This window comes from Flavobacterium humidisoli, from assembly GCF_023272795.1.
GTDB classification, from domain to species: Bacteria; Bacteroidota; Bacteroidia; order Flavobacteriales; family Flavobacteriaceae; genus Flavobacterium; species Flavobacterium humidisoli.
The window spans coordinates 2,891,510-2,913,358 of the sequence record NZ_CP096829.1 but is presented as its reverse complement, the minus strand read 5'-3'; the positions used below and the strand labels follow the sequence as shown (position 1 = coordinate 2,913,358).

Sequence of the window (21,849 nt, the reverse complement as noted above, 5' to 3'; positions counted from 1 at the left end):
TATGTTCTATTTCCACTACTAACAAAACTGTAATTTTTTAATACCAAAATCATCGAATTAGCAATTTAACGAGCTCGAAATAACAATCTGTTAATTTCGTCTTTTCTCGGGAAAACTCAACCGTTTTCGTTGTGATTTTATTATATTTGCTCCGCTCATTTTGAGCCGAATATATCTTTTACATCGTTAACTCCTGACGATACGATTATAAAAAAAAAAAGAAAATGAATAAATCAAAAATTTTTTACACCTTAACTGATGAGGCGCCGTTATTGGCAACTTACTCTTTGTTACCAATTGTTCAAGCTTTTACAGCAACAGCTGGAATTGAAATCGAAACCAGAGATATTTCGCTGGCAGGAAGAATTTTATCAAATTTCCCAGATTCTTTGACAGATGCTCAAAAAACTGGAGATGCATTGGCAGAATTAGGCCAATTAGCAACTCAGCCAGAAGCAAACATTATCAAATTACCAAACATCTCAGCATCTGTACCTCAATTAAAAGCGGCTATTGCTGAATTACAATCTCACGGATACAACGTACCAAATTTCCCAGAAGATCCACAAAACGATGCTGAAAAGGAAATTAAAGCTAAATATGCAAAAGTATTAGGTTCTGCTGTAAACCCAGTTTTACGTGAAGGAAACTCTGACCGTAGAGCACCAAGAGCAGTTAAAAACTTTGCAAAAGCAAATCCGCACTCTATGGGTGCTTGGTCTGCTGACTCAAAAACTAAAGTGGCTTCTATGTCAGGCGGTGATTTTTACGGAAGTGAAAAATCACTAACTGTAAATGAAGCTAATGATGTAAAAATCGAATTTGTTGCTAAAGACGGAACTGCAACTGTTCTTAAAGCAAGTACTCCGCTTAAAGCTGGAGAAATTATTGACAGCTCTGTTTTAAGCGTAAGTAAATTAAAAGCTTTTGCTGCTGATGTAATTGCTGAAGCTAAAGCTGCAGGAGTTTTACTTTCTGTACACTTAAAAGCTACAATGATGAAAGTTTCTGATCCAATTATCTTTGGCGCTATCGTTGAAGTATATTTTGCAGATGTTTTCAAAAAATACGCTTCTTTATTTGCTGAATTAAACGTTGACACAAGAAACGGTTTAGGTGATATCTATGCTAAAATTGCTGGAAGACCTGAGCAAGCAGAAGTTGAAGCAGCTATCGATCAAGCAATCGCTAACGGACCAGCTTTGGCTATGGTTAACTCTGATAAAGGAATTACAAATTTACACGTTCCTTCAGACGTAATTGTTGATGCTTCTATGCCAGCAATGATCCGTACTTCTGGACAAATGTGGAACAAAGAAGGTAAAGCACAAGATACATTTGCTGTTATTCCAGATAGATCTTATGCTGGAGTTTACACTGCAACTATCGATTTCTGTAAAAAACACGGTGCTTTTGACCCGAAAACAATGGGAAGTGTTCCTAACGTTGGATTAATGGCTCAAAAAGCAGAAGAATACGGATCTCACGACAAAACTTTCCAAATTAAAGGCGATGGTGTTGTACGTGTGGTTGACCAAAATGGAAATGTATTAATGGAGCAAAATGTTGAAGCTAATGACATTTTTAGAATGTGTCAAGCAAAAGATGCTCCTATTCAAGACTGGGTTAAATTGGCTGTAAACAGAGCTCGTTTATCTAGTACTCCTGCTGTTTTCTGGTTAGACGAAAACAGAGCACACGATAGAGAATTAATCGTAAAAGTTCAAAAATACCTTAAAGACTACGATACTACAAACTTAGATATCCGTATTTTAAACCCAATTGCTGCTACAGAATTTACTTTAGACAGAATCATCAAAGGTTTAGATACTATCTCTGTAACTGGAAACGTTTTACGTGACTACTTAACAGATTTATTCCCTATCTTAGAATTAGGAACTTCTGCTAAAATGCTTTCTATCGTTCCTTTAATGAATGGTGGTGGATTGTTTGAAACTGGTGCTGGAGGTTCTGCTCCTAAACACGTTGAGCAATTTACAGAAGAAGGATACTTACGTTGGGATTCATTAGGAGAGTTTTTAGCTCTTGGTGCTTCTTTAGAGCATTTAGGACAGACTTTAGATAATTCTAAAGCGATTGTTTTATCTGAGACTTTAGATCAAGCTAATGATAAATTCTTAGCTAACGATAAATCTCCAGCTCGTAAAGTGGGTCAGATTGATAACCGTGGATCTCACTTCTATTTAGCTTTCTATTGGGCTCAAGCTTTGGCAGCTCAAACTAAAGATGCTGAATTGAAAGCAATCTTTACTCCAATTGCTGCTGAATTTGAAGCTAACGAAGCTAAAATCAATGAACAATTAATTGGGGCTCAAGGAAAAGCACAAAACATTGGAGGTTACTACCAGCCAACTCCTGAGTTAGTAAGCAAAGCAATGCGTCCTAGTGAAACTTTCAACGGTATTGTTGCTAAAATCAAATAATTTAGAATACACTGTATTTTTAAATAAACAAAAGGGACAACTCACAAGGTTGTCCTTTTTTCATCTTAACTTATGTTTAACAAAAGTTCCGTAAGAATATTTAGTAAGAATTCATTATCTATGTAAATCAAAATCAATATAATGATTACAAAAAATACCTGCACATTTCTTCTTTTTATTCTTACGATCTTCACCTCATTTGCGCAGGAAAAATTTACTCTAAGCGGAACTATCAGCGACAGCAAAAACAACGAAACTTTAATTGGAGTTAATGTCTTTATTCCAGCTTTAAAAATTGGAACCACAACCAACGAATACGGCTTTTATTCTCTTTCTGTACCAAAAGGCGAATATGAAATCGAAATTAGTTACGTTGGCTATCAAACCATTCAAAAAAATATTGTTTTAGATCAGAATATAAAAAGTAATTTCTCGATTAAAGAAGGTGGCGAAGAACTTCAAGAAGTCATCATTACCGAAAACAAAAGCAAAGCAAATATCAAATCACCAGAAATGAGTGTGAACAAACTCTCTATTTCGACCATAAAAAAAATGCCTGTTGTTTTAGGAGAAGTTGATGTCTTGAAATCTATTTTATTACTTCCTGGCGTTACCAATGCGGGTGAAGGAGCTTCCGGATTTAATGTCCGCGGAGGCGGGGCCGACCAGAATCTTATTCTTTTAGATGAAGCAACCATCTTTAATTCGTCCCACGTTTTCGGATTCTTTTCTGTTTTTAATCCTGATGCTATTAAAGATTTAAAACTGTATAAAGGCGGAATTCCGGCACGCTACGGCGGAAGAGCTTCTTCGGTTTTAGAAATTTATCAAAAAGACGGGAGCAGTAAAGATTTTCATATGAATGGCGGTATCGGATTAATTTCAAGCCGTTTACTGGCAGAAGGTCCAATTGTAAAAGACAAAGGTTCTTTCTTGATTGGCGGAAGAGCTTCATACGCGCACCTTTTTCTTAAACTTTCTCAAGATAACAAAGACAATGCTGCTTATTTTTATGATTTAAATACCAAATTAAACTATAAACTTAATGATAATAACAGTTTGTATTTATCTGGATATTTTGGTCGAGACGTTTTCAGGTTAAACAAAAGCTTTACCAATACGTACGGAAATTCAACTTTAAATCTGAGATGGAATCATCTGTATTCTGATAAATTATTCTCTAATCTATCCTTAATTTACAGTGATTACTATTACGGATTAGATCTTGATTTTGTAGGTTTCAATTGGGATTCAGGAATCAAAAACTATAACATCAAGTACGATTTCAAACATTATCTTTCAGACAAATTAAAACTGAATTATGGCGTTAATGGAATTTATTACAACTTTAATCCAGGAACCATAAAACCAACTGGGGAAGATTCTGGTATTAATCCAGATCAATTAGATAGAAAATATGCTTTTGAGCCTTCTATTTATTTAGATGCCGAAAGTCAGATTTCTAAAAGAATTACTGTCGCTTACGGATTACGGTACAGCTTATTTTACAGATTAGGTGCTTCCACTATTAATTACTATGATAACAATGAAGCTGTAGTTTTTAATACCGAAATGCAGATTTACGAAAAAGGCACACCAACTTCAACACAATATTTTGGCAAAAATAAAGTCATTCAGAGTTACAACAATCTTGAACCACGTTTTTCTATTTCGTACCAATTAAATGAAGAACAAGCTCTAAAAGCGAGTTATAATAGAATGGCGCAATATCTTCAATTGATTTCCAACACCTCATCTCCTACTCCGCTGGATGTCTGGATGCCGAGTGATAATTACATTAAACCTCAACTTGCAGATCAGGTGGCGTTAGGTTATTTTAGAAATATTTATAATGACGCTTATTCTCTAGAAGTAGAAACCTTTTACAAAAAAATACAAAACAGACTAGATTATATAGATGGAGCCGATTTAATTGCCAACAATGCCATAGAACAGGTTATTTTAAATGGTCAGATGCGCTCATATGGTTTAGAACTGATGATAAAGAAAAACAAAGGCCGTTTTAATGGCTGGATTTCGTACACACTCTCCAGATCTGAACAACAAACTCCAGGAAGAACTCCAGAAGAAATTGGCATTAACAATGGTAAATGGTACGCATCAGCTTATGACAAAACACATAATTTAGCTATTACATCTGCATACAATTTAAACGAAAAATGGTCATTTGGTGCTAACTTTGCATTGCAGTCAGGACAGCCAGTAACGTATCCGAACGGGCAGTATCAATATTTAGGCATTATAGTTCCAAGTTATGGTTTACGAAACGAAAATCGACTTCCTTCTTATAATCATTTGGATATTTCTGCAACTTTAACGCCGCGCAACAACAAAAATAGAAACTGGAAAGGCGAATGGGTTTTCAGTATTTACAATCTTTACAATCGAAAGAATGCCGCTTCAATCAACTTTAGGCAAAATGTTGATACGGGGGCAAATGAAGCAGTAAAATTATCCATTTTTGGAATTGTTCCTGCGGTAAGTTATAATTTCAAATTCTAAAAAAAATCAGTTCAAAAACTAAAAATAAGCTTATGAGAAAATTAGTTTTTTTAATCGTATTTTTTACATCATTGCTTTTCACTAGTTGCGAAGAAGTAGTTGATGTTGACTTAAACACTGCTCCTCCAAAACTGGTGATTGAAGCTGCTATAACTTGGGAAAAAGGCACTTCTGGAAAACAACAAGTTATCAGATTAACCTCGACAACAGGCTATTTTGAGGATGTAATTCCTGCGGTATCAAATGCGGTGGTTTATGTGACAAATAGCAAAAATCAGAAATTTAATTTTATTGAATTTAATAATACAGGGCGTTACATCTGCCCTAATTTTAAACCTGAAATTAATGAAGAATATGCTTTAACTGTTATCGACAAAGGAAACACTTATACAGCATCTGAAATTTTAAAATCGGTTGCACCAATTACTCGAATCGAACAAAAAAATAACAGCGGTTTTACAGGAGAAGATATCGAAATAAAAGCTTACTTTACAGATCCTGCAGATGAAGACAATTTTTATTTATTTAAATATGTTTATTCGAATAAAGTAACTTCAAATTATTATGTTTCTGAAGATAAATTCTATCAAGGAAATGAAATTTTCAGCAGCGCCATTGATGAAGATTTAAAAGCAGGAGATGAAGTCGAGGTAACGCATTACGGGATTTCTAAGCAATATTATAATTACATGAACATCTTGGTAAGTATAGCAGGAAGTAATATTGGAGGTCCGTTTCAATCGCCGCCAGCGACCGTAAAAGGAAACATCATCAACACAACAGACAAAAATAATTATCCGCTTGGGTATTTCTCTCTAAGCGAAACCAGTACACAGAAATACAAAATTGAGTAATTATGCTACCCATCATCAAAACCTTAACCGAGAAAAAACTCGTTGGACATTTTATCGAAATGTCATTTATCGAGAATAAAACTTTTCAATTATGGAATGGTTTTATGCCAAATCGAAAAGAAATAAAAAATGCTATTGATGCCAATTTATATTCTCTAGAAGTTTATGCAGAAAATCATTTTGATAATTTTGATCCTAATGACAGTTTCCAGAAATGGGCTGCGGTAGAAGTTTCAGATTATTCAACTATTCCAGAAGGAATGGAAACCTTAATTGTTCCTGCCGGTCTATACGCTGTTTTTCTTCATTCAGGCCCAGTAGCAGAAGCGCATAAAACGTATCATTACATTTTTGCAGAATGGCTTCCAAATTCTGAATATACAGTAGATGACAGACCGCATTTTGCTGTAATGAATGAAAAATACAAAAAAGACGATCCAACTTCTGAAGAAGAAATTTGGATACCAATAAAAAGCAGAAATTAAAATGGTTATAGAATCACTCAAAATTCTTTTTAATAGAGATCTTAACAAACTAAAATTTGAGATCGAATCTTACGAATTCGAAAAACAAATTTGGGTAATAGATAAAAACATCTCCAATTCGGCAGGAAATTTATGTCTGCATTTAATTGGAAATCTAAATACTTACATTGGTGCAGAAATAGGTAAAACAGGCTATGTGCGAAATCGTCCTTTGGAATTTTCATTAAAAGATATCCCAAAATCTGAATTAATTTCAAAAATCGAAAGTACAATTGACGTTATCAATAAAAGTTTAGATTCCTTAACTGAAAAAGATTTAGAACAGATTTATCCGCAGATTGTTTTTGAAAAAGAAATGACAACAGGCTTTTTCTTAATTCATCTTTCAGCGCATTTAGCGTATCATTTAGGACAAATCAATTACCATAGAAGACTTCTTGATTTCTGATTTTACAATATAGATTGTAGAGCTTAGACTTTTACTAAGATTTCAAAAAATCTGAAATCTAAAATCTAAAATCTAAAATGGTAACCGTACCTTTGCACTACACTCAAAAAAACGCTTATGTCATCACACCATATAGTTCGCGACGATCAGGAACCCGCTTTAATAATTGCAAATGGCGCAGCCTGCGATCCAGAACTATTAGGACAATTGTTAGAATGGTCTCCACTAGTAGTTGTTTTAGATTCGGCTATTGAAAGAGTGATTGACCTAGGCATAAAAGTCGATGTTTTATTGGGTGATTTTGACCGTGGTTTTGATCCTGAAATTTATAAAACTTCGCAATTTCCAATCGAAATCGTTCATACACCAGATCAAGATAAAACAGATCTAGAAAAGGCTTTTGATTATCTTATCGATAGAAAAATTCCAGCTGTAAATGTGGTTTGGGCAACTGGAAGACGTGCCGATCATACGATTACCAATCTTACTAATATCGTTCGTTATCGCAATTTACTTAAAATTGTAATTCTCGACGATCATTCAAAAATATTCCTTTTACCAGAGAAATTCGAAAAGTGGTATACCGCAAAAACACCTATTTCGTTAATCCCAATTGGTGTTGTAAACGGAATTTCTTCTGCCAATTTAAAGTACGAATTAAACAACGATACGCTTACAATGGGTTACAGAACCGGAAGCAGTAATTCTGTCGAAAAAGATGGCATTGTAACCATTACACATCGTGAAGGCGATTTGCTTTTAATGGAGTGTTTTGATTAGAAGCATAAACCTGCTGTCCGCTATATCTTTTGTGTCTCGTTAAAAAACGAGACACAAAAGGATGCCGCTCCCATCAGGGCTAGGCACTCATTTTCAAAACAACTCTTTCTTCAAAAAAGGAATACCTATCTTTGCAATCGAAACCAAAGAAAAATGAAAGCAGAAAACAATTCCGAAAAAAGCAATTTACACCCAAGAAATCTTCATCAAAACCGATATGATTTTGAAAAACTGATTTCAAATTGTCCAGAATTGGAAGCTTTTATTTCTGTAAATAAATACGGAATCGAAACTATTGATTTCAGCAATCCGTCTGCCGTAAAAACATTAAACAAGGCTTTACTGAAAACCTATTACGGTATTCAAAACTGGGATATTCCTAAAAATTATCTTTGCCCGCCAATTCCAGGACGTACAGATTACATTCATTATATCGCCGATCTATTGGCAGAAAGCAATAATAATCAAATTCCAGAAACCTCATCTGTTTTAGGATTAGATATCGGCACAGGTTCAAATTTAATCTATCCGATATTAGGAAATTCTATTTATAGCTGGAGTTTTGTTGGAACAGATATTGACCAAAAATCAATTGAAAATTGCAGTAAAATTATCGAAGCCAATCCAGAATTAATCGATTCTATTAGTTTGCAACAACAAACTGAACCCCGATTTATTTTTAAAAACATTATCACGCCCGAAGACCGTTTTACATTCACGATGTGTAATCCGCCTTTTCATGCATCTGCTGAGGAAGCGAATAAAAGTACTTCTAGAAAAGTTTCTAATCTTAATCCAAAAGAAAAAAGAAATACAAATCCCGTTTTGAATTTTGGGGGACAAAATGCCGAATTATGGTGCAACGGTGGCGAAATCGGATTCATCACACAGATGATTTACGAAAGTGCTAAATATCCTTCGCAAGTTTTATGGTTCACCACTTTAGTTTCTAAAAAAGAAAATCTTTCTTCGATCTACAAAATATTGAAAAAAGTAAACGCCGTTTCTGTCAAAACAATCGAAATGTCTCAAGGGCAAAAAAATAGCCGAATTGTGGCTTGGAGTTTTTTTGAAAATCCAAAATCCCAAAAACAATTCTTGTAAAACACTCATTTCCAAACAAAACCTTGATTTTATAATTAGCTTTCGCTACATTTATTGTAAACTATTTAAAATCAAGATTATGGCAGAATATATTGGTTATCTCGCGTCTGTATTTATCGTTGGAGGTTTTTTGCTAAAAAACCTCAGAGCAATCCGATTCATTAATATGTTTGGCTGTATCTGTTTTGTCATTTACGGCATTTTTTTAAACGACTATAGAGATTTTAATCAATGGCTTTGGCCTGTAATTATTCCTAACGCGATTTTAGCTTTTGTACAGATTTATTATTTGACCGCCAAAAACGATAAATCTTAAAATTATGATATATTAAAATAAAATTCTGATAACCTTTTCACCTACTCTAATCGTAACTTTAAGCTGAAAATTGAATTTTATTATGATATTAAGACTATATTCCCGCTTAGCAATTGTACTTTTTTTAGTGACAAGTTGTGCTTCAAAAAAAGCAAAATTTGACGATTACGTTTTTAAAACAAAAGCCGAAGAGACAAAATACCAAACTGCTTACGACAAAGCTTTAAAACTTTGGAATATTCCATATACTGAAGAAGACGTAAAAACAAGTTTTGGAACCGCACATATTGTAATTGCAGGGCCAAAAAACGGGAAAAGCCTAGTGTTACTTCACGGAATGGATGCCAGCTCTACCATGTGGTATCCGAACATTAAAGTTCTGTCCAAAAATCATCGCATTTACGCCATCGATTTTATCATGGAACCCAACAAATCCAATTTAACTGCAAAACCGCTTTCATCTGATGATATTGTAGTTTTTTATAATGAAATTTTCGACCATTATAAATTAAAGAAATTGGATCTAATCGGTGCTTCACGAGGCGGTTGGATTGCTACATTGTTAGCTACTCAAAAACCAAATTCGATCGACAAAATTGTTTTATTAAGTCCTGCGCAAACTTTTAAATTTCTTGATAAACCGAGAAAAACGACTTCTGCATTAATGCTGAAACTTTTTCCGAGCGAAAAGAAATTCAGTAAAACATTAAACACCTTTTCAACTCATCCTGAAAACATAAGCCGTATTTACAAGAGACAATTTTATTTAGCCAACAAATACGCAAAATCCAATTCCAGCATGTTAAAAATGCTCCCGTTTTCAGACAAAGAATTAGAATCTATTCAAAATCCTGTTTTGGTTTTAATTGGGGATAAAGACGTAATTAATTCAGAAGAAAGCCTAGAAAGGGCGCAGAAACATTTATCAAAAAGTGAAACTAAAATCATCAAAGATGCAGGGCATTTTCTAACTATTGATCAGCCCAAGATTGTAAATGACGCTATTATTAATTTTTTAGATTAGCATTCAAAGTTCGTATCTTTACAAAACAAATTTTCAGCCACCGCAAATGAAATTTCAAGTTTCTTCAGAATATAGTCCAAAAGGAGATCAGCCACAAGCCATACAAAAATTGGCACAAGGTGTGGTTGACGGAGATAAATACCAAACATTATTAGGAGTTACCGGTTCCGGAAAAACGTTTACTGTTGCCAATGTTATTCAGGAAGTGCAAAGACCCACTTTAGTTTTGGCTCACAACAAAACTTTAGCAGCGCAGTTGTATTCGGAGTTCAAACAGTTTTTTCCAAACAACGCGGTGGAGTACTTCGTTTCTTACTACGACTATTATCAGCCAGAAGCTTTCATGCCCGTAACTGGGGTTTTCATTGAAAAAGATTTATCTATCAATGAAGAATTGGAGAAAATGCGTTTAAGCACCACTTCTTCCCTACTTTCAGGAAGACGTGACGTTTTGGTTGTAGCTTCTGTTTCTTGTTTATATGGTATCGGAAACCCTGTCGAATTTCAGAAAAACGTAATTGAAATTAAAAGAGATCAGGTTATTTCGAGAACAAAATTATTGCATAGTTTAGTTCAGAGTTTATATGCCAGAACTGAAGCCGATTTTAATCCTGGAACTTTCAGAATTAAAGGAGATACGGTCGAAGTTTATCCAAGTTATGCAGATGATGCGTATAGAATTCATTTTTTTGGAGATGAAATTGAAGAAATCGAGGCATTTGATGCCAAAACTTCTCAGGTAATTGAAAAATTTCAGCGCTTAACTATTTATCCTGCCAATATGTTTGTGACTTCTCCAGAAGTTTTACAAGGCGCGATTTGGCAGATTCAGCAGGATTTGGTGAAACAAGTCGATTATTTTAAAGAAATTGGAAAACATCTTGAAGCGAAACGTTTGGAAGAAAGAACCAATTTCGATTTAGAGATGATCCGCGAGTTAGGATATTGTTCTGGAATTGAAAATTACTCAAGATATCTTGACGGACGTGAAGCTGGAACAAGACCGTTCTGCTTGTTAGATTATTTCCCAAGTGATTATTTAATGGTTGTTGATGAGAGTCACGTGACCGTTTCGCAAGTTCACGCCATGTACGGAGGTGACCGAAGCCGAAAAGAAAACTTGGTTGAATATGGTTTCCGTCTTCCTGCAGCAATGGACAACCGACCTTTGAAATTTGAAGAATTTGAAGCGTTGCAAAATCAGGTTATTTATGTTTCTGCAACTCCTGCAGATTACGAATTGCAGAAATCGGATGGTATTTATGTCGAGCAGATTATTCGCCCGACTGGATTACTAGACCCCGAAATTGAAGTTCGTCCAAGCTTAAATCAGATTGATGACTTGATTGAAGAAATTCAGATTCGCTGCGAATTAGACGAAAGAGTTCTCGTTACGACTTTAACCAAAAGAATGGCCGAAGAATTGGCCAAATACTTAACAAAAGTAAGCATTCGATGCCGTTACATACATTCTGAAGTTGATACCTTAGAACGTATCGAAATCATGCAAGACTTGCGAAAAGGTATTTTTGATGTTCTTATTGGAGTAAACTTACTTCGTGAAGGTTTAGATTTACCCGAAGTTTCGCTTGTTGCTATTTTAGATGCCGACAAAGAAGGTTTCTTACGTAATCATAGATCTTTGACGCAAACTATTGGTCGTGCGGCGAGAAACTTAAATGGTAAAGCAATTATGTATGCTGATAAAATTACAGCTAGTATGCAGCGAACAATTGACGAAACCAATTACAGAAGAACCAAACAGATTAATTACAACGTAGAAAATAATATAACTCCTCAAGCTCTAAACAAGAAAATTGAAAGCGCATTCACCAAAAATCCATTGGTAGAATACGAATTAGGTCATCCAATTCCTGTTGCTGCTGAGCCAGAAACCGCCTATTTATCTAAAGCTGAATTAGAAAAAATGATTCGCGAAAAACGTAAAACGATGGAAAAAGCAGCCAAAGAACTAGACTTTTTACAAGCCGCTAAGCTTCGTGACGAAATTAAAAAACTACAGGAACAGCTTCCTTAATTGTGCTGTTCCTGAAAAATTTCCATTAACACAATCGGATTAATTACCGTATTTGGTGCTTTTTTCATCATTTCCAAAACACGTTTTACTGCAGAAAGATTTAGTCCCATCTGTAAAGCGATTTGCTGGATAGTCTGAAATTCTCTTTCATGCAAAACACCATCACAATGCATTAACAAAGCCAATCTGTAAAACTGATGGATACGCTGCATTTCAGATGGTATCGGAAGTGACTTTGCTTCTTGATGAAATAAATCCTGAAATTCATCTTCATTAATATTCAATTCGAAAGCCACAAGTCTTAAAAAATCCAGCTCACGTTTATGCAATTGTCCGTCTACAGTGGCTAACGTAATCTTTTCTAAAAGTAAACTTCTTTTTTCTGCTTCTGTATTCATCAATTTATTATTTTTAGCTAAATTATTGCTTTTAAATAAAAATACAAAACAAGGACGATGAAGAGGATTTTCTTGGCTGTTTTACTTCTATTTACTCTTATTGGCAAAGCACAAAGTACCGCTTCAAAGAATGTATCAACTTTTACCATTGAAGCTTCACAACTCCATACTTCAAAAAAAATATGGATTTATCTTCCTGAAAACTATTCAAAAGACATCCAGAAAAAATACAGCGTTATCTACATGCCTGATGCGCAAAATTTATTTGATGCTAAAACTTCTTATGCTGGAGAATGGAATGTAGACGAAAAACTTGACAGCTTAAAAGCTCCTGTAATTGTGGTAGGAATTGAACATGGAAATGAAAAACGCATTGATGAACTCACTCCTTTTAAAAACGAAAAATACGGTGGCGGAAATGCCGATAATTATCTGGACTTTATTGTAAATACGCTCAAACCTTATATCGATAAAAATTACAGAACCAAAACAAAACCAAAAAACACCATTCTTTTCGGAAGCTCATTAGGCGGGTTGGTTGCTTATTATGGAACTTTAAAATATCCACAAGTTTTTGGAAAAGCAGGTGTTTTTTCGCCATCATTCTGGTTTTCTCCTGAGATTTATACTTTTACAGAAAAACAGCTCAAAATCAAAACTAAAATCTATTTTCTTTGTGGCGATAAAGAAAGTGATGATATGGTAAAAGATTTAACCAAAATGAAACGTTTACTAGATACAAAACGCTGCTATTGCTTTCATCTTGATAAAACTAAAATTGTAAAAGGTGGAGAGCACAATGAAAAACTTTGGAGAGATCATTTTTCAGAAGTAATACTATGGCTGGGCTATTAATTAAAAAATAAAAAACATCGCATACTAATGAAACTAATTTTAAGAGAATACAATCTCAAACTAAAACACACTTTCACTATTTCGAGAGAATCTATTGATTTTCAGCCTTCGCTAATTGTTGAATTACAAAGCGATGATTTTTCTGGTTTTGGAGAAGCTACTTCAAATCCATATTATCATATTACGGTTCCAATGATGATCGCTGATTTGGAGAAAATCAGATCGATTATTGAAAACACAGAGAATGAAACTCCAGAAATGTTTTGGTCAAAAATTCATCCGTATTTAAAAGACGACATGTTTGCTTTATGCGCTTTAGATTTAGCTTATAATGATTTATATGCTCGCAAAAAAGGCAAGAAATTATATGAATTATGGAACTACACAACCGAAAAAAACCCGATGACAGATTATACGATCGGAATTGCTTCTATCGACAAAATGGTTTCTAAAATGCAGGAACTTCCTTGGCCTATTTATAAAATTAAACTGGGAACTCAAGAAGACATTGAAATTGTAAAAGAACTAAGAAAGCATACCAATGCCATTTTTAGAATTGATGCCAATTGTGGATGGGGAGTTGAAGAAACAATCCATAATTCAGTTGAACTAAAAAAATTAGGTGTTGAATTTTTAGAACAACCCATGAAAGCTGACAATTGGGAAGGTCATAAAGAAGTTTTTAAACATTCTGCCCTTCCTGTCATTGCAGACGAAAGCTGTATTATTGAAGAAGATGTGGCAAAGTGCTTCAATCATTTTCATGGCGTGAACGTTAAATTGGTAAAATGCGGCGGTTTAACTCCCGGAAAACGCATGATTGAAGAAGCTAAAAAATTAGGCTTAAGAACAATGGTGGGCTGTATGACCGAATCTACTGTTGGAATTTCTGCTATTGCACATTTACTTCCTCAATTGGATTATGTGGATATGGATGGCGCACTTCTTTTAGCAGAAGATATTGCAACTGGTGTAACCATTAAAGATGGAGTTGTAAGTTATTCTGATCTTAACGGAACAGGAGTTACATTGCTGTAAAATGATAGTTGAAAAATTTCCAGATCGAATCATTGAAATTGACCAAAAACAATATCTGTATTTTGGCGGAACTGCTTATTTGGGACTTCCAACAAATACAGCATTTCGGGATTTAGTCATACAGAATATTTTAAATTGGGGAACCACTTACGGAAGCTCTAGAACTGCTAATATTCAATTGACAGCTTACAATGCAGGCGAAAGCTTTCTAGCGTCTCATATTGGCTCAGAAAGTTCCGTTACTGTTTCTTCTGGTATGCTTGCTGGAAAACTGGTTCTAGAAAAATTGAAAAAGCAAACCGATTATTTTTATCATTTAAACGAAATTCATTCGGCTATTCAAATGGAGAATAGTTTTCCTGTTTTTGTAAATGAAAAGTTGAATGAACGTTTATTAGATTCTAAATCAGAAAAAATAACCATTTTGACCGATGGCGTTCCTTCATTCCAAACCAAACCTGTTGATTTATCTTTCTTAAAACAGATTTCAAATCAGAAAGAAATTACATTGGTTGTTGATGAATCTCATTCGTTGGGAATTATTGGCAAAAATGGTACTGGAATCTATTCCTTAATTGACTTTCCAATTAAAAGAAAAATCCTGGTTTCGTCTCTAGGAAAAGCTTTCGGATTAACAGGCGGAGTCATTGCTTCAGATTCTGAATTCATTAAAGAAATAAAAGAAATTGAAACCTTTACAAGCGCCGCAGGAATGAATCCTGCTTTTGTACAAACACTTTTTGATGCTTCTGAAATTTATAAAATACAGCATCAAAAACTTAAAGATAATTTGAGTTATATCGATTCAATTTTAATTAAAAATAAGAACGTTAAGTTTGATGCAGATTATCCTTTGATTTATTTATTACCAAAAGAATTAATTAGCAAACTAAAAAACGAAAATATAATTATTGCCAGTTTTAAATACACCAAAGAAGCTGAACCGCTTAATCGCATTGTAGTAACTGCAAATCATACAAAAGAAGATTTAGATAAATTGGTTGGCGTTTTAAATGAATTTAATTCTCAATTTTAATCATTTTAAAAAACTACCTTTGCAAAAATATAATAAGTTTTAACTGGGAGTAAGGATTGGTAAAACCTGAAACTTGAAACAAAAAAACCTAAAACAAAAATTATGACAAATAACGATATACTTAAAAAACTTCGCGTGGCTTTGATGCTCCGTGATGACCAAATAATTGAAATTTTAGAATTAGTAGATTTTAGAATTTCAAAATCAGAATTGGGCGCTTTTTTTAGAGCAGAAGATCATCCGAACTATATGGAATGTGGCGATCAGGTTTTAAGAAACTTCTTAAACGGATTGGTTATCCATTTAAGAGGAACTAAAGAAAATCCTAAAAACCCTAATGATGTATTAGCAAAACATAAAGCTGAAATTCCGAAGAAAGAAACGTCTAAAGAAAGACCAGAATTTAAAGCAGCTCCAAAAGATTCAGAAAAATACAGAGGAGATCAAAGTTCTTCAAAGTCAGGTTCATCAGCTGGAAAACCTAAAAAGAAAGCATTCCCAAAAGGAAATGGAAAACCAGTTGTGGTAGAAAAAGTAGTTTTCAAAAACGGGAAAAATAAGAAATAATTTAACCGCAAAGTTTTTTAGCCACGAATTCACGAATTCTTTTTGATAATCTTTGAAAATAAAATTCGAGAATTCGTGGCTATCTTTTTAAATCTTATTCTCCTCAATCTTATCAAAAAAAGCTTCTTTAAAAGTTGCGCCAATTGGCAATTCTTTTCCATTTATAAAAACAGAAAAATTATCTGTCGATTCTATATGTTGCAATGAAACCACATACGATTTATGTATTTGAATAAAATCATTTTCTGGAAGTGATTCAATTACATTTTTTAAAGATGAATGTGTAATAATCTGCTGTTTTACAGTATGAATGCAAACATAATTTTGCAGACTTTCTACATATAAAACGTCCTTCAAAAAAACTTTCTGAAATTTATTTTTACCATCGGTTTTTATAAATAAAAAATCTGGTGCAGTGCTATTATTAGTGTTCGAAACTTCTATTTTGGATTCAGAATTGAGTTTAGAAACGGCTTGATAAAAACGTTCGAATGCAATTGGTTTTAATAAATAATCGACCGCATTTAATTCAAATCCTTCTAGAGCAAAATCTGGATAAGCCGTTGTAAAAATGACTTTTATATCTTTAGAAATAATTTTAGAAATCTGTAAACCGGTTAATTGAGGCATTTGAATATCTAGAAAAATAACATCTACAGATTGCGTGTTTAGAAATTCTAATGCTTTTAACGAATCATTAAAAACGCCAACTTTCTCCAAAAAATTTACTTTCCCGATGTAATTTTCCAATATTCTAGTTGCAGGCGGTTCGTCGTCGACAATTATGCATTTAAAAGCCATAAATTATTTCTTTAGCGGTATTTTTAAGTAAGTTTTAAAGGTATTATTTTCTTCTGTTTTTTCAAGAATAAATTGGCCTTTATACGTGTATTCTAGCCTTTTTGTCAAGTTATCAAAACCAATTCCAGTTGAAGAATAATTTTCTCCTTCAATAAAATAATTGAAAGTTGAAATTTCTAGAAAATCGTCCTTTATTCGAATTGAAATAATGGCTTTTTCATCTTCATTATTAAATTTTCCATGCTTGAAAACATTCTCAACAAAGTGAACCAACGCCGACGAAATGATTTTTTCGTTTGAATAATTCCCTTCAACAGAAAAATCCAAAAACAGCTGATCTTCAAATCTTTTCTTTTGCAAATGAATATAGTTTTGAATGAATTGAATCTCTTTTGAAAGTATCGCTTCATCTTTGTCTGTTTCGGTAATTACATATCGAAGTAAATCAGAAAGTACTAAAACATCATCAGCCATTTTATCATCTTTTAAAATCAATTGACTGTAAAAAGAATTCAAAGTATTAAATAAAAAATGCGGACTAACCTGTGCTTTTAGCATCTGGAATTCGGCTTTTTTATTTTCCAAAAGCAATTCCTGATTTTGATGTTGTGCAGTCTGGAACTGCCAAAACGAAAAAGTCAATGCACTTAAAATGACAGCCGGCAATCCGAAGAAAAAATTATCTTTTATGTAATAACTTATTTCTCTAGCTTCTTCATAATAATTGTGCATTCCGGTAATATTAAACATAACAACTTCTTGCAAAAAATAACGAACAGCTGCAAAAAGCAATAACGAAACTGGAATTGTCAGAATATAAAAAAGTAATTTCTTTTTGTTTAAAAACCATTCACAGAAGCAGTAAAAATTGAGAATGTAAATACAAAATATTGCTAACAAATGAGTTGGCGTAATTCCATAACATATTGCTTTGATTACAATTTCTATTTTTTGATCATTAAGTCCAATATCCCAGAAAATGTACGTTAGAAATAACAAAACGAAAAAGACAATATGGTAATAAAAAGGGATTCTTGATTTCATAGTTTTTGATAATTAGCTCAAAAATACAATTAAGCCTTTAATAGAAAATGACATTTATTTAAATCATGCTTTTTTAGGGATAAACTATCAAAAACTTTACATGAAATTATTACACTGCAAATTCCATGTGTTTATAAAATGAAATTCTATGTTCATCAAAAACAAAAAACAGAGGTCAAAAGACGGAATACATTTGTCATGAATTTAAAAACGAAAAATCATGCAAAAAATCATTCTATTATTAGCTCTTATTACATTTAACATCACTTCTTCTCAAACTAAGAAAAAACAGATATTATTGGTTGGTACTTTTCATTACGCCAATCCTGGACTTGATGTTGCCAAAATAAAAACCTTTAATGTAATGTCTGAGAAAAGCCAAAAAGAGCTCGAAATTATGAGTGACAAAATCAAGAAATTTGGTCCAAACAAAATATTTGTAGAATGGAAATTTAGCAAACAAGTTGAGTTAGACAAGTACTACAATAAAAACACCGACAGTTTACTTAAAAAAGATGTAAATGAAATTACTCAATTAGCATTACGCACTGCTAAAAAACTGAATCACAAAAAGATGTATGGAATTGATTATCGTACCCGTTTCCCTTATGATAGCTTGATGATGTCAATGGAAAAAGCAAATCAGAAGGATTTAATGAAAAAAAATACGGAGTCGACAGAAAGGTTTGTAAAAGATAATAACGAAAGAATGGCTAAAAGCTCTTTAACAGATCTTATGCTTTACTACAATGAAAAAGCGTCTAATGAAGATAACATTCAATGGTATTTAGAAGTAGCAAACAGAACTGGAAACCCAGATGACTTTACTGGTGCTTCTTTAGTTTCAAATTGGTACAAAAGAAATTTATACATGTATTCTTTAGTTCAAAAATTAACCGAAAGCTCAGATAATAAAATCATGGTTTTACTTGGAGCCGGACACGCTGCAATGCTAAGAGAATTTCTAGCACATGATCCAGAATTTGAAATCGTAGAATTATCAACTGTCTTGAAATAATTTTTTTTAACTACAAAGAGCGCAATCCCGACAGCTATCGGGATAAGCAAAGTTCGCAAAGTTATTTTATACAAATAGCTTTGCGAACTTTGCATTTTTATCGCCTTGATAAAAAAACTTAGCGCTCTTTACGATACATTTTATTTTTTTGTTTTGTCAAAAAAGCACATTTAAAAGATGTTTTTTCAGGGATGAACTATGGAAAACGTTACACGAAATTATTACCTCAGAAATTCCATGTGTTTATAAAATGAAATCCTACGTTCATCAAAAACAAAAAACAGAGGTCAAAAGACGCAATACATTTGTCATGAATTTAAAAACGAAAAATCATGCAAAAAATCATTCTATTATTAGCTCTTATTACATTTAACATCGCTTCTTCTCAAACTAAGAAAAAACAGATATTATTGGTTGGTACTTTTCATTACGCCAATCCTGGTCTTGATGTTGCTAAACTAAACAGCTTCAATATCATGTCTGAGAAGAGCCAAAAGGAACTCGAAATAATGAGTGACAAAATCAAAAAATTTGGTCCAGATAAAATATTTGTCGAATGGGAATTTAACAAACAAGCTGATTTGGATAAGTTGTACAATAAAAATACCGACAGTCTTTTTAAAACTAACAAAAACGAAATAACACAACTAGCACTTCGCACAGCTAAAAAGCTGAATCATAAAAAATTATATGGAATGAATCTCTATACTTCTTTTCCATATGACAGTTTACTGATGTCAATGGAAAAAGCAAACCAACAGGATTTATTGAAAAGAAATAATGAGTGGAAAAAAAGAAATGAAAAAGATCATAATGAAAGAATAACAAAAAGCTCATTACAAGAACTCATGCTACATTACAATAAAAAAGAAACCGAAAATAAAAACATCCAATGGTATTTGGATGTAGCAAATAGAGCTGGAAATCCAGATGATTTTACAGGAGCGTCTTTAGTTTCAAATTGGTACAAAAGAAATTTATATATGTATTCTTTAATTCAGAAACTCACTGAAAGCACAGATAACAAAATAATGGTTTTAGTCGGCGCAGGTCATGCTGCTATAATTAGAGAATTTATAACACATGATCCAGAATTTGAAATTATAGATTTGGCGACGGTATTGAAATAATACATTTTAACCGCTAATCATGCAATCCCGATAGCTATCGGGATACGCAAAGTTCGCAAAGTTATATTCAAATAAGCTTTGCGAATTTTGTATTTACAAAACGTTTTTAAATTACAAATCTAATTTTCAAACAGAGCCCGCGGTTTCAACCGCGGGAATGCCCAGATATTTATTGTGTGACATGTATTGTGTCCCCGTGGTTGAAACCACGGGCTATATTGAAATAAAATCCGTAAAATTTATTGATTTAGCTTTGCGAATTTTGCGTTTGTATTGACAATCCTTGACAAAAAACTTTGCGTACTTTGCGGTTAAATAAACTCCAAAAAAAATCCCTCCGAATATCGAAGGGATTTTTCTATATAAATTGATTTCTTATTTAATTAAGAAAGTGCAGCTTTAACTTGGTCAGCAGCTTCTTGGAATTGAACTGCAGATAAGATTGGCATACCAGAGTTGTCAATTAATTCTTTTGCAATTTCAGCATTTGTTCCTTGCAAACGAACGATAATTGGCACATTGATAGCGTCTCCCATGTTTTTGTAAGCATCAACAACACCTTGAGCAACACGGTCACAACGAACGATACCTCCAAAGATGTTAATTAAGATAGCTTTTACGTTTGGATCTTTCAAGATAATTCTGAAAGCAGTTTCAACACGCTTAGCATCAGCAGTTCCTCCTACGTCAAGGAAGTTAGCAGGCTCAAAACCAGCGTATTTAATTAAATCCATAGTTGCCATTGCAAGACCAGCTCCGTTTACCATACATCCTACAGTACCATCAAGGTCAACATAGTTTAGACCAACTTCTTTAGCTTCAACTTCGATTGGATTCTCCTCACGGATATCTCTCATTTCAGCATATTTCGGTTGTCTGTATAAAGCGTTATCGTCGATGTTAACTTTAGCATCAACCGCTAAGATTTTGTTATCAGAAGTTTTTAAAACTGGGTTGATTTCAAACATAGAAGCATCAGATCCAATGTAAGCATTGTAAAGTGCGTCGATGAATTTAACCATTTCTTTGAAAGCATTTCCAGAAAGACCTAAGTTAAAAGCAATTCTTCTAGCTTGGAAACCTTGTAATCCAACAGCTGGATCAATTTCTTCAGTAAAGATTAAGTGTGGTGTGTGCTCAGCAACTTCTTCGATATCCATTCCACCTTCAGTAGAATACATGATCATGTTGCGTCCTGTACCTCTATTCAATAAAACAGAAACATAAAATTCAGAAGTTTCGCTTTCACCTGGATAGTAAACATCTTCTGCAACTAATACCTTATTTACTTTTTTACCTTCAGGCGGAGTCTGAGGTGTAATCAACTGCATTCCGATGATTTGTTCTGCTAACTCTTCAACTTGTTGTAAGTTTTTTGCCAGCTTAACTCCACCACCTTTTCCACGACCACCTGCGTGAATTTGCGCTTTTATTACATGCCATCCTGTACCAGTTTCGGCAGTTAATTGTTTTGCAGCAGCTACAGCTTCAACCGCATTGTTAGCCACAATTCCGCGTTGTACGCGTACTCCGTAACTCGCTAAAATTTCTTTTCCTTGATATTCGTGTATGTTCATAATATAGAATTTGTCTGGTTCTGAATTTATTTCAGAATAAAAGTGCGACAAAAGTAACAAAATACAACTTAATAGTAAAATCTTTTTCAATTAAATAAATGTTATATATAGGTATTAGGCGTTGATAATTTTTCAAAGCAAACAAATCGTTAACGGAACAATTTGTTAATGTTAACACAATTCACATAAAACGTTTGATATTTAACAAAAAATTCATTGGTTTTATTGGCCTGCCGACGATTTTTCCTAATATATTTTAAGTGTAATTATATTTTTAGCAATTCGGGATGCTTTATATCATAATATTAATAATTAAGAATGCTTTTTCTAATATTACAGCAAAAATGAAAGCAAAATCACTATTTCAAT

General features: G+C 33.4%; 20 protein-coding genes. 16 read left to right on the top strand and 4 right to left on the bottom strand.

The window, feature by feature from the left end; translation table 11 throughout:
* Positions 1-224 precede the first annotated feature (224 nt).
* From M0M44_RS12410 to uvrB, 10 genes are all read left to right on the top strand, one after another.
* The gene (locus M0M44_RS12410) at positions 225-2,444 is read left to right on the top strand and encodes an NADP-dependent isocitrate dehydrogenase (RefSeq protein WP_248725926.1); all 2,220 of its coding nucleotides are present in this window, start codon (positions 225-227) and stop codon (positions 2,442-2,444) included.
* Positions 2,445-2,585: 141 nt separating this feature from the next.
* Positions 2,586-4,967 carry a TonB-dependent receptor gene (locus M0M44_RS12405; protein WP_248725925.1) on the top strand — a complete coding sequence of 794 codons (2,382 nt, stop codon included), beginning with the start codon at positions 2,586-2,588 and terminating at the stop codon, positions 4,965-4,967.
* Positions 4,968-4,999: 32 nt separating this feature from the next.
* On the top strand, positions 5,000-5,821 hold the full coding sequence (locus M0M44_RS12400) for a DUF4249 domain-containing protein (protein ID WP_248725924.1): 822 nt from the start codon (positions 5,000-5,002) through the stop codon (positions 5,819-5,821).
* Between the two features lie 2 nt (positions 5,822-5,823).
* A complete protein-coding gene (locus M0M44_RS12395) occupies positions 5,824-6,306 on the top strand; it encodes a GyrI-like domain-containing protein (protein ID WP_248725923.1) in 483 nt (160 codons plus the stop codon).
* 1 nt (position 6,307) lies between these two features.
* A complete protein-coding gene (locus tag M0M44_RS12390) occupies positions 6,308-6,754 on the top strand; it encodes a DinB family protein (RefSeq protein WP_248725922.1) in 447 nt (148 codons plus the stop codon).
* A 117-nt stretch (positions 6,755-6,871) separates the two neighbouring features.
* Positions 6,872-7,534 (top strand): thiamine diphosphokinase, encoded by a 663-nt coding sequence (locus tag M0M44_RS12385; protein WP_248725921.1) that lies wholly within the window; start codon positions 6,872-6,874, stop codon positions 7,532-7,534.
* Between the two features lie 153 nt (positions 7,535-7,687).
* Positions 7,688-8,638 carry a 23S rRNA (adenine(1618)-N(6))-methyltransferase RlmF gene (rlmF, locus tag M0M44_RS12380; protein WP_248725920.1) on the top strand — a complete coding sequence of 317 codons (951 nt, stop codon included), beginning with the start codon at positions 7,688-7,690 and terminating at the stop codon, positions 8,636-8,638.
* A gap of 79 nt (positions 8,639-8,717) precedes the next feature.
* Positions 8,718-8,954, top strand: coding sequence for a uroporphyrinogen decarboxylase (locus M0M44_RS12375; protein WP_248725919.1), 237 nt, complete (start codon positions 8,718-8,720; stop codon positions 8,952-8,954).
* 82 nt (positions 8,955-9,036) lie between these two features.
* The gene (locus M0M44_RS12370) at positions 9,037-9,978 is read left to right on the top strand and encodes an alpha/beta fold hydrolase (protein ID WP_248725918.1); all 942 of its coding nucleotides are present in this window, start codon (positions 9,037-9,039) and stop codon (positions 9,976-9,978) included.
* A 46-nt stretch (positions 9,979-10,024) separates the two neighbouring features.
* Positions 10,025-12,016, top strand: a complete 1,992-nt coding sequence (gene uvrB, locus M0M44_RS12365) for an excinuclease ABC subunit UvrB (RefSeq protein WP_248725917.1) — start codon at positions 10,025-10,027, stop codon at positions 12,014-12,016.
* Here uvrB and M0M44_RS12360 read toward each other — a convergent pair.
* Entirely contained in the window at positions 12,013-12,414 is a 402-nt protein-coding gene (locus M0M44_RS12360) for a TerB family tellurite resistance protein (RefSeq protein ID WP_248725916.1), read from the bottom strand. The two genes, uvrB and M0M44_RS12360, sit on opposite strands and share 4 nt — an antisense overlap.
* A 57-nt stretch (positions 12,415-12,471) precedes the next feature.
* Here M0M44_RS12360 and M0M44_RS12355 point away from each other — a divergent pair, with 57 nt between their 5' ends.
* The 4 genes from M0M44_RS12355 (at position 12,472) to M0M44_RS12340 (ending at position 15,910) form a co-directional block, all read left to right on the top strand.
* Positions 12,472-13,269, top strand: a complete 798-nt coding sequence (locus tag M0M44_RS12355; protein ID WP_248725915.1) for an alpha/beta hydrolase — start codon at positions 12,472-12,474, stop codon at positions 13,267-13,269.
* 27 nt (positions 13,270-13,296) lie between these two features.
* Positions 13,297-14,307 (top strand): dipeptide epimerase, encoded by a 1,011-nt coding sequence (locus M0M44_RS12350; RefSeq protein WP_248725914.1) that lies wholly within the window; start codon positions 13,297-13,299, stop codon positions 14,305-14,307.
* A gap of 1 nt (position 14,308) precedes the next feature.
* Positions 14,309-15,343, top strand: coding sequence for an aminotransferase class I/II-fold pyridoxal phosphate-dependent enzyme (locus tag M0M44_RS12345; RefSeq protein WP_248725913.1), 1,035 nt, complete (start codon positions 14,309-14,311; stop codon positions 15,341-15,343).
* A 102-nt stretch (positions 15,344-15,445) separates the two neighbouring features.
* Complete coding sequence (locus M0M44_RS12340) at positions 15,446-15,910, top strand: DUF1456 family protein (RefSeq protein ID WP_248725912.1); 465 nt, start codon at positions 15,446-15,448, stop codon at positions 15,908-15,910.
* Positions 15,911-15,997: 87 nt separating this feature from the next.
* Here the strand turns inward: M0M44_RS12340 and M0M44_RS12335 are convergent, their stop codons facing one another.
* Positions 15,998-16,711 (bottom strand): LytR/AlgR family response regulator transcription factor, encoded by a 714-nt coding sequence (locus tag M0M44_RS12335; protein WP_248725911.1) that lies wholly within the window; start codon positions 16,709-16,711, stop codon positions 15,998-16,000.
* A 3-nt stretch (positions 16,712-16,714) separates the two neighbouring features.
* Positions 16,715-17,755 (bottom strand): sensor histidine kinase, encoded by a 1,041-nt coding sequence (locus M0M44_RS12330; protein ID WP_248725910.1) that lies wholly within the window; start codon positions 17,753-17,755, stop codon positions 16,715-16,717.
* A 220-nt stretch (positions 17,756-17,975) separates the two neighbouring features.
* Between M0M44_RS12330 and M0M44_RS12325 the strand changes: the two genes are divergently transcribed.
* Positions 17,976-18,773 (top strand): DUF5694 domain-containing protein, encoded by a 798-nt coding sequence (locus M0M44_RS12325; protein WP_248725909.1) that lies wholly within the window; start codon positions 17,976-17,978, stop codon positions 18,771-18,773.
* A 332-nt stretch (positions 18,774-19,105) separates the two neighbouring features.
* Entirely contained in the window at positions 19,106-19,903 is a 798-nt protein-coding gene (locus M0M44_RS12320) for a DUF5694 domain-containing protein (RefSeq protein ID WP_248725908.1), read from the top strand.
* A 383-nt stretch (positions 19,904-20,286) separates the two neighbouring features.
* On the opposite strand, the gene sucC is transcribed toward M0M44_RS12320, so the two are convergent.
* Positions 20,287-21,480 carry an ADP-forming succinate--CoA ligase subunit beta gene (gene sucC / locus M0M44_RS12315; protein ID WP_248725907.1) on the bottom strand — a complete coding sequence of 398 codons (1,194 nt, stop codon included), beginning with the start codon at positions 21,478-21,480 and terminating at the stop codon, positions 20,287-20,289.
* Positions 21,481-21,849 lie beyond the last annotated feature (369 nt).

Coding starts and splice junctions, on each gene's coding strand:
- M0M44_RS12410 (WP_248725926.1), top strand. CDS start 225: ATGAATAAATCAAAAATTTTTTACACCTTAACTGATGAGGCGCCGTTA.
- M0M44_RS12405 (WP_248725925.1), top strand. CDS start 2,586: ATGATTACAAAAAATACCTGCACATTTCTTCTTTTTATTCTTACGATC.
- M0M44_RS12400 (WP_248725924.1), top strand. CDS start 5,000: ATGAGAAAATTAGTTTTTTTAATCGTATTTTTTACATCATTGCTTTTC.
- M0M44_RS12395 (WP_248725923.1), top strand. CDS start 5,824: ATGCTACCCATCATCAAAACCTTAACCGAGAAAAAACTCGTTGGACAT.
- M0M44_RS12390 (WP_248725922.1), top strand. CDS start 6,308: ATGGTTATAGAATCACTCAAAATTCTTTTTAATAGAGATCTTAACAAA.
- M0M44_RS12385 (WP_248725921.1), top strand. CDS start 6,872: ATGTCATCACACCATATAGTTCGCGACGATCAGGAACCCGCTTTAATA.
- rlmF (WP_248725920.1), top strand. CDS start 7,688: ATGAAAGCAGAAAACAATTCCGAAAAAAGCAATTTACACCCAAGAAAT.
- M0M44_RS12375 (WP_248725919.1), top strand. CDS start 8,718: ATGGCAGAATATATTGGTTATCTCGCGTCTGTATTTATCGTTGGAGGT.
- M0M44_RS12370 (WP_248725918.1), top strand. CDS start 9,037: ATGATATTAAGACTATATTCCCGCTTAGCAATTGTACTTTTTTTAGTG.
- uvrB (WP_248725917.1), top strand. CDS start 10,025: ATGAAATTTCAAGTTTCTTCAGAATATAGTCCAAAAGGAGATCAGCCA.
- M0M44_RS12360 (WP_248725916.1), bottom strand. CDS start 12,414: ATGAATACAGAAGCAGAAAAAAGAAGTTTACTTTTAGAAAAGATTACG.
- M0M44_RS12355 (WP_248725915.1), top strand. CDS start 12,472: ATGAAGAGGATTTTCTTGGCTGTTTTACTTCTATTTACTCTTATTGGC.
- M0M44_RS12350 (WP_248725914.1), top strand. CDS start 13,297: ATGAAACTAATTTTAAGAGAATACAATCTCAAACTAAAACACACTTTC.
- M0M44_RS12345 (WP_248725913.1), top strand. CDS start 14,309: ATGATAGTTGAAAAATTTCCAGATCGAATCATTGAAATTGACCAAAAA.
- M0M44_RS12340 (WP_248725912.1), top strand. CDS start 15,446: ATGACAAATAACGATATACTTAAAAAACTTCGCGTGGCTTTGATGCTC.
- M0M44_RS12335 (WP_248725911.1), bottom strand. CDS start 16,711: ATGGCTTTTAAATGCATAATTGTCGACGACGAACCGCCTGCAACTAGA.
- M0M44_RS12330 (WP_248725910.1), bottom strand. CDS start 17,755: ATGAAATCAAGAATCCCTTTTTATTACCATATTGTCTTTTTCGTTTTG.
- M0M44_RS12325 (WP_248725909.1), top strand. CDS start 17,976: ATGCAAAAAATCATTCTATTATTAGCTCTTATTACATTTAACATCACT.
- M0M44_RS12320 (WP_248725908.1), top strand. CDS start 19,106: ATGCAAAAAATCATTCTATTATTAGCTCTTATTACATTTAACATCGCT.
- sucC (WP_248725907.1), bottom strand. CDS start 21,480: ATGAACATACACGAATATCAAGGAAAAGAAATTTTAGCGAGTTACGGA.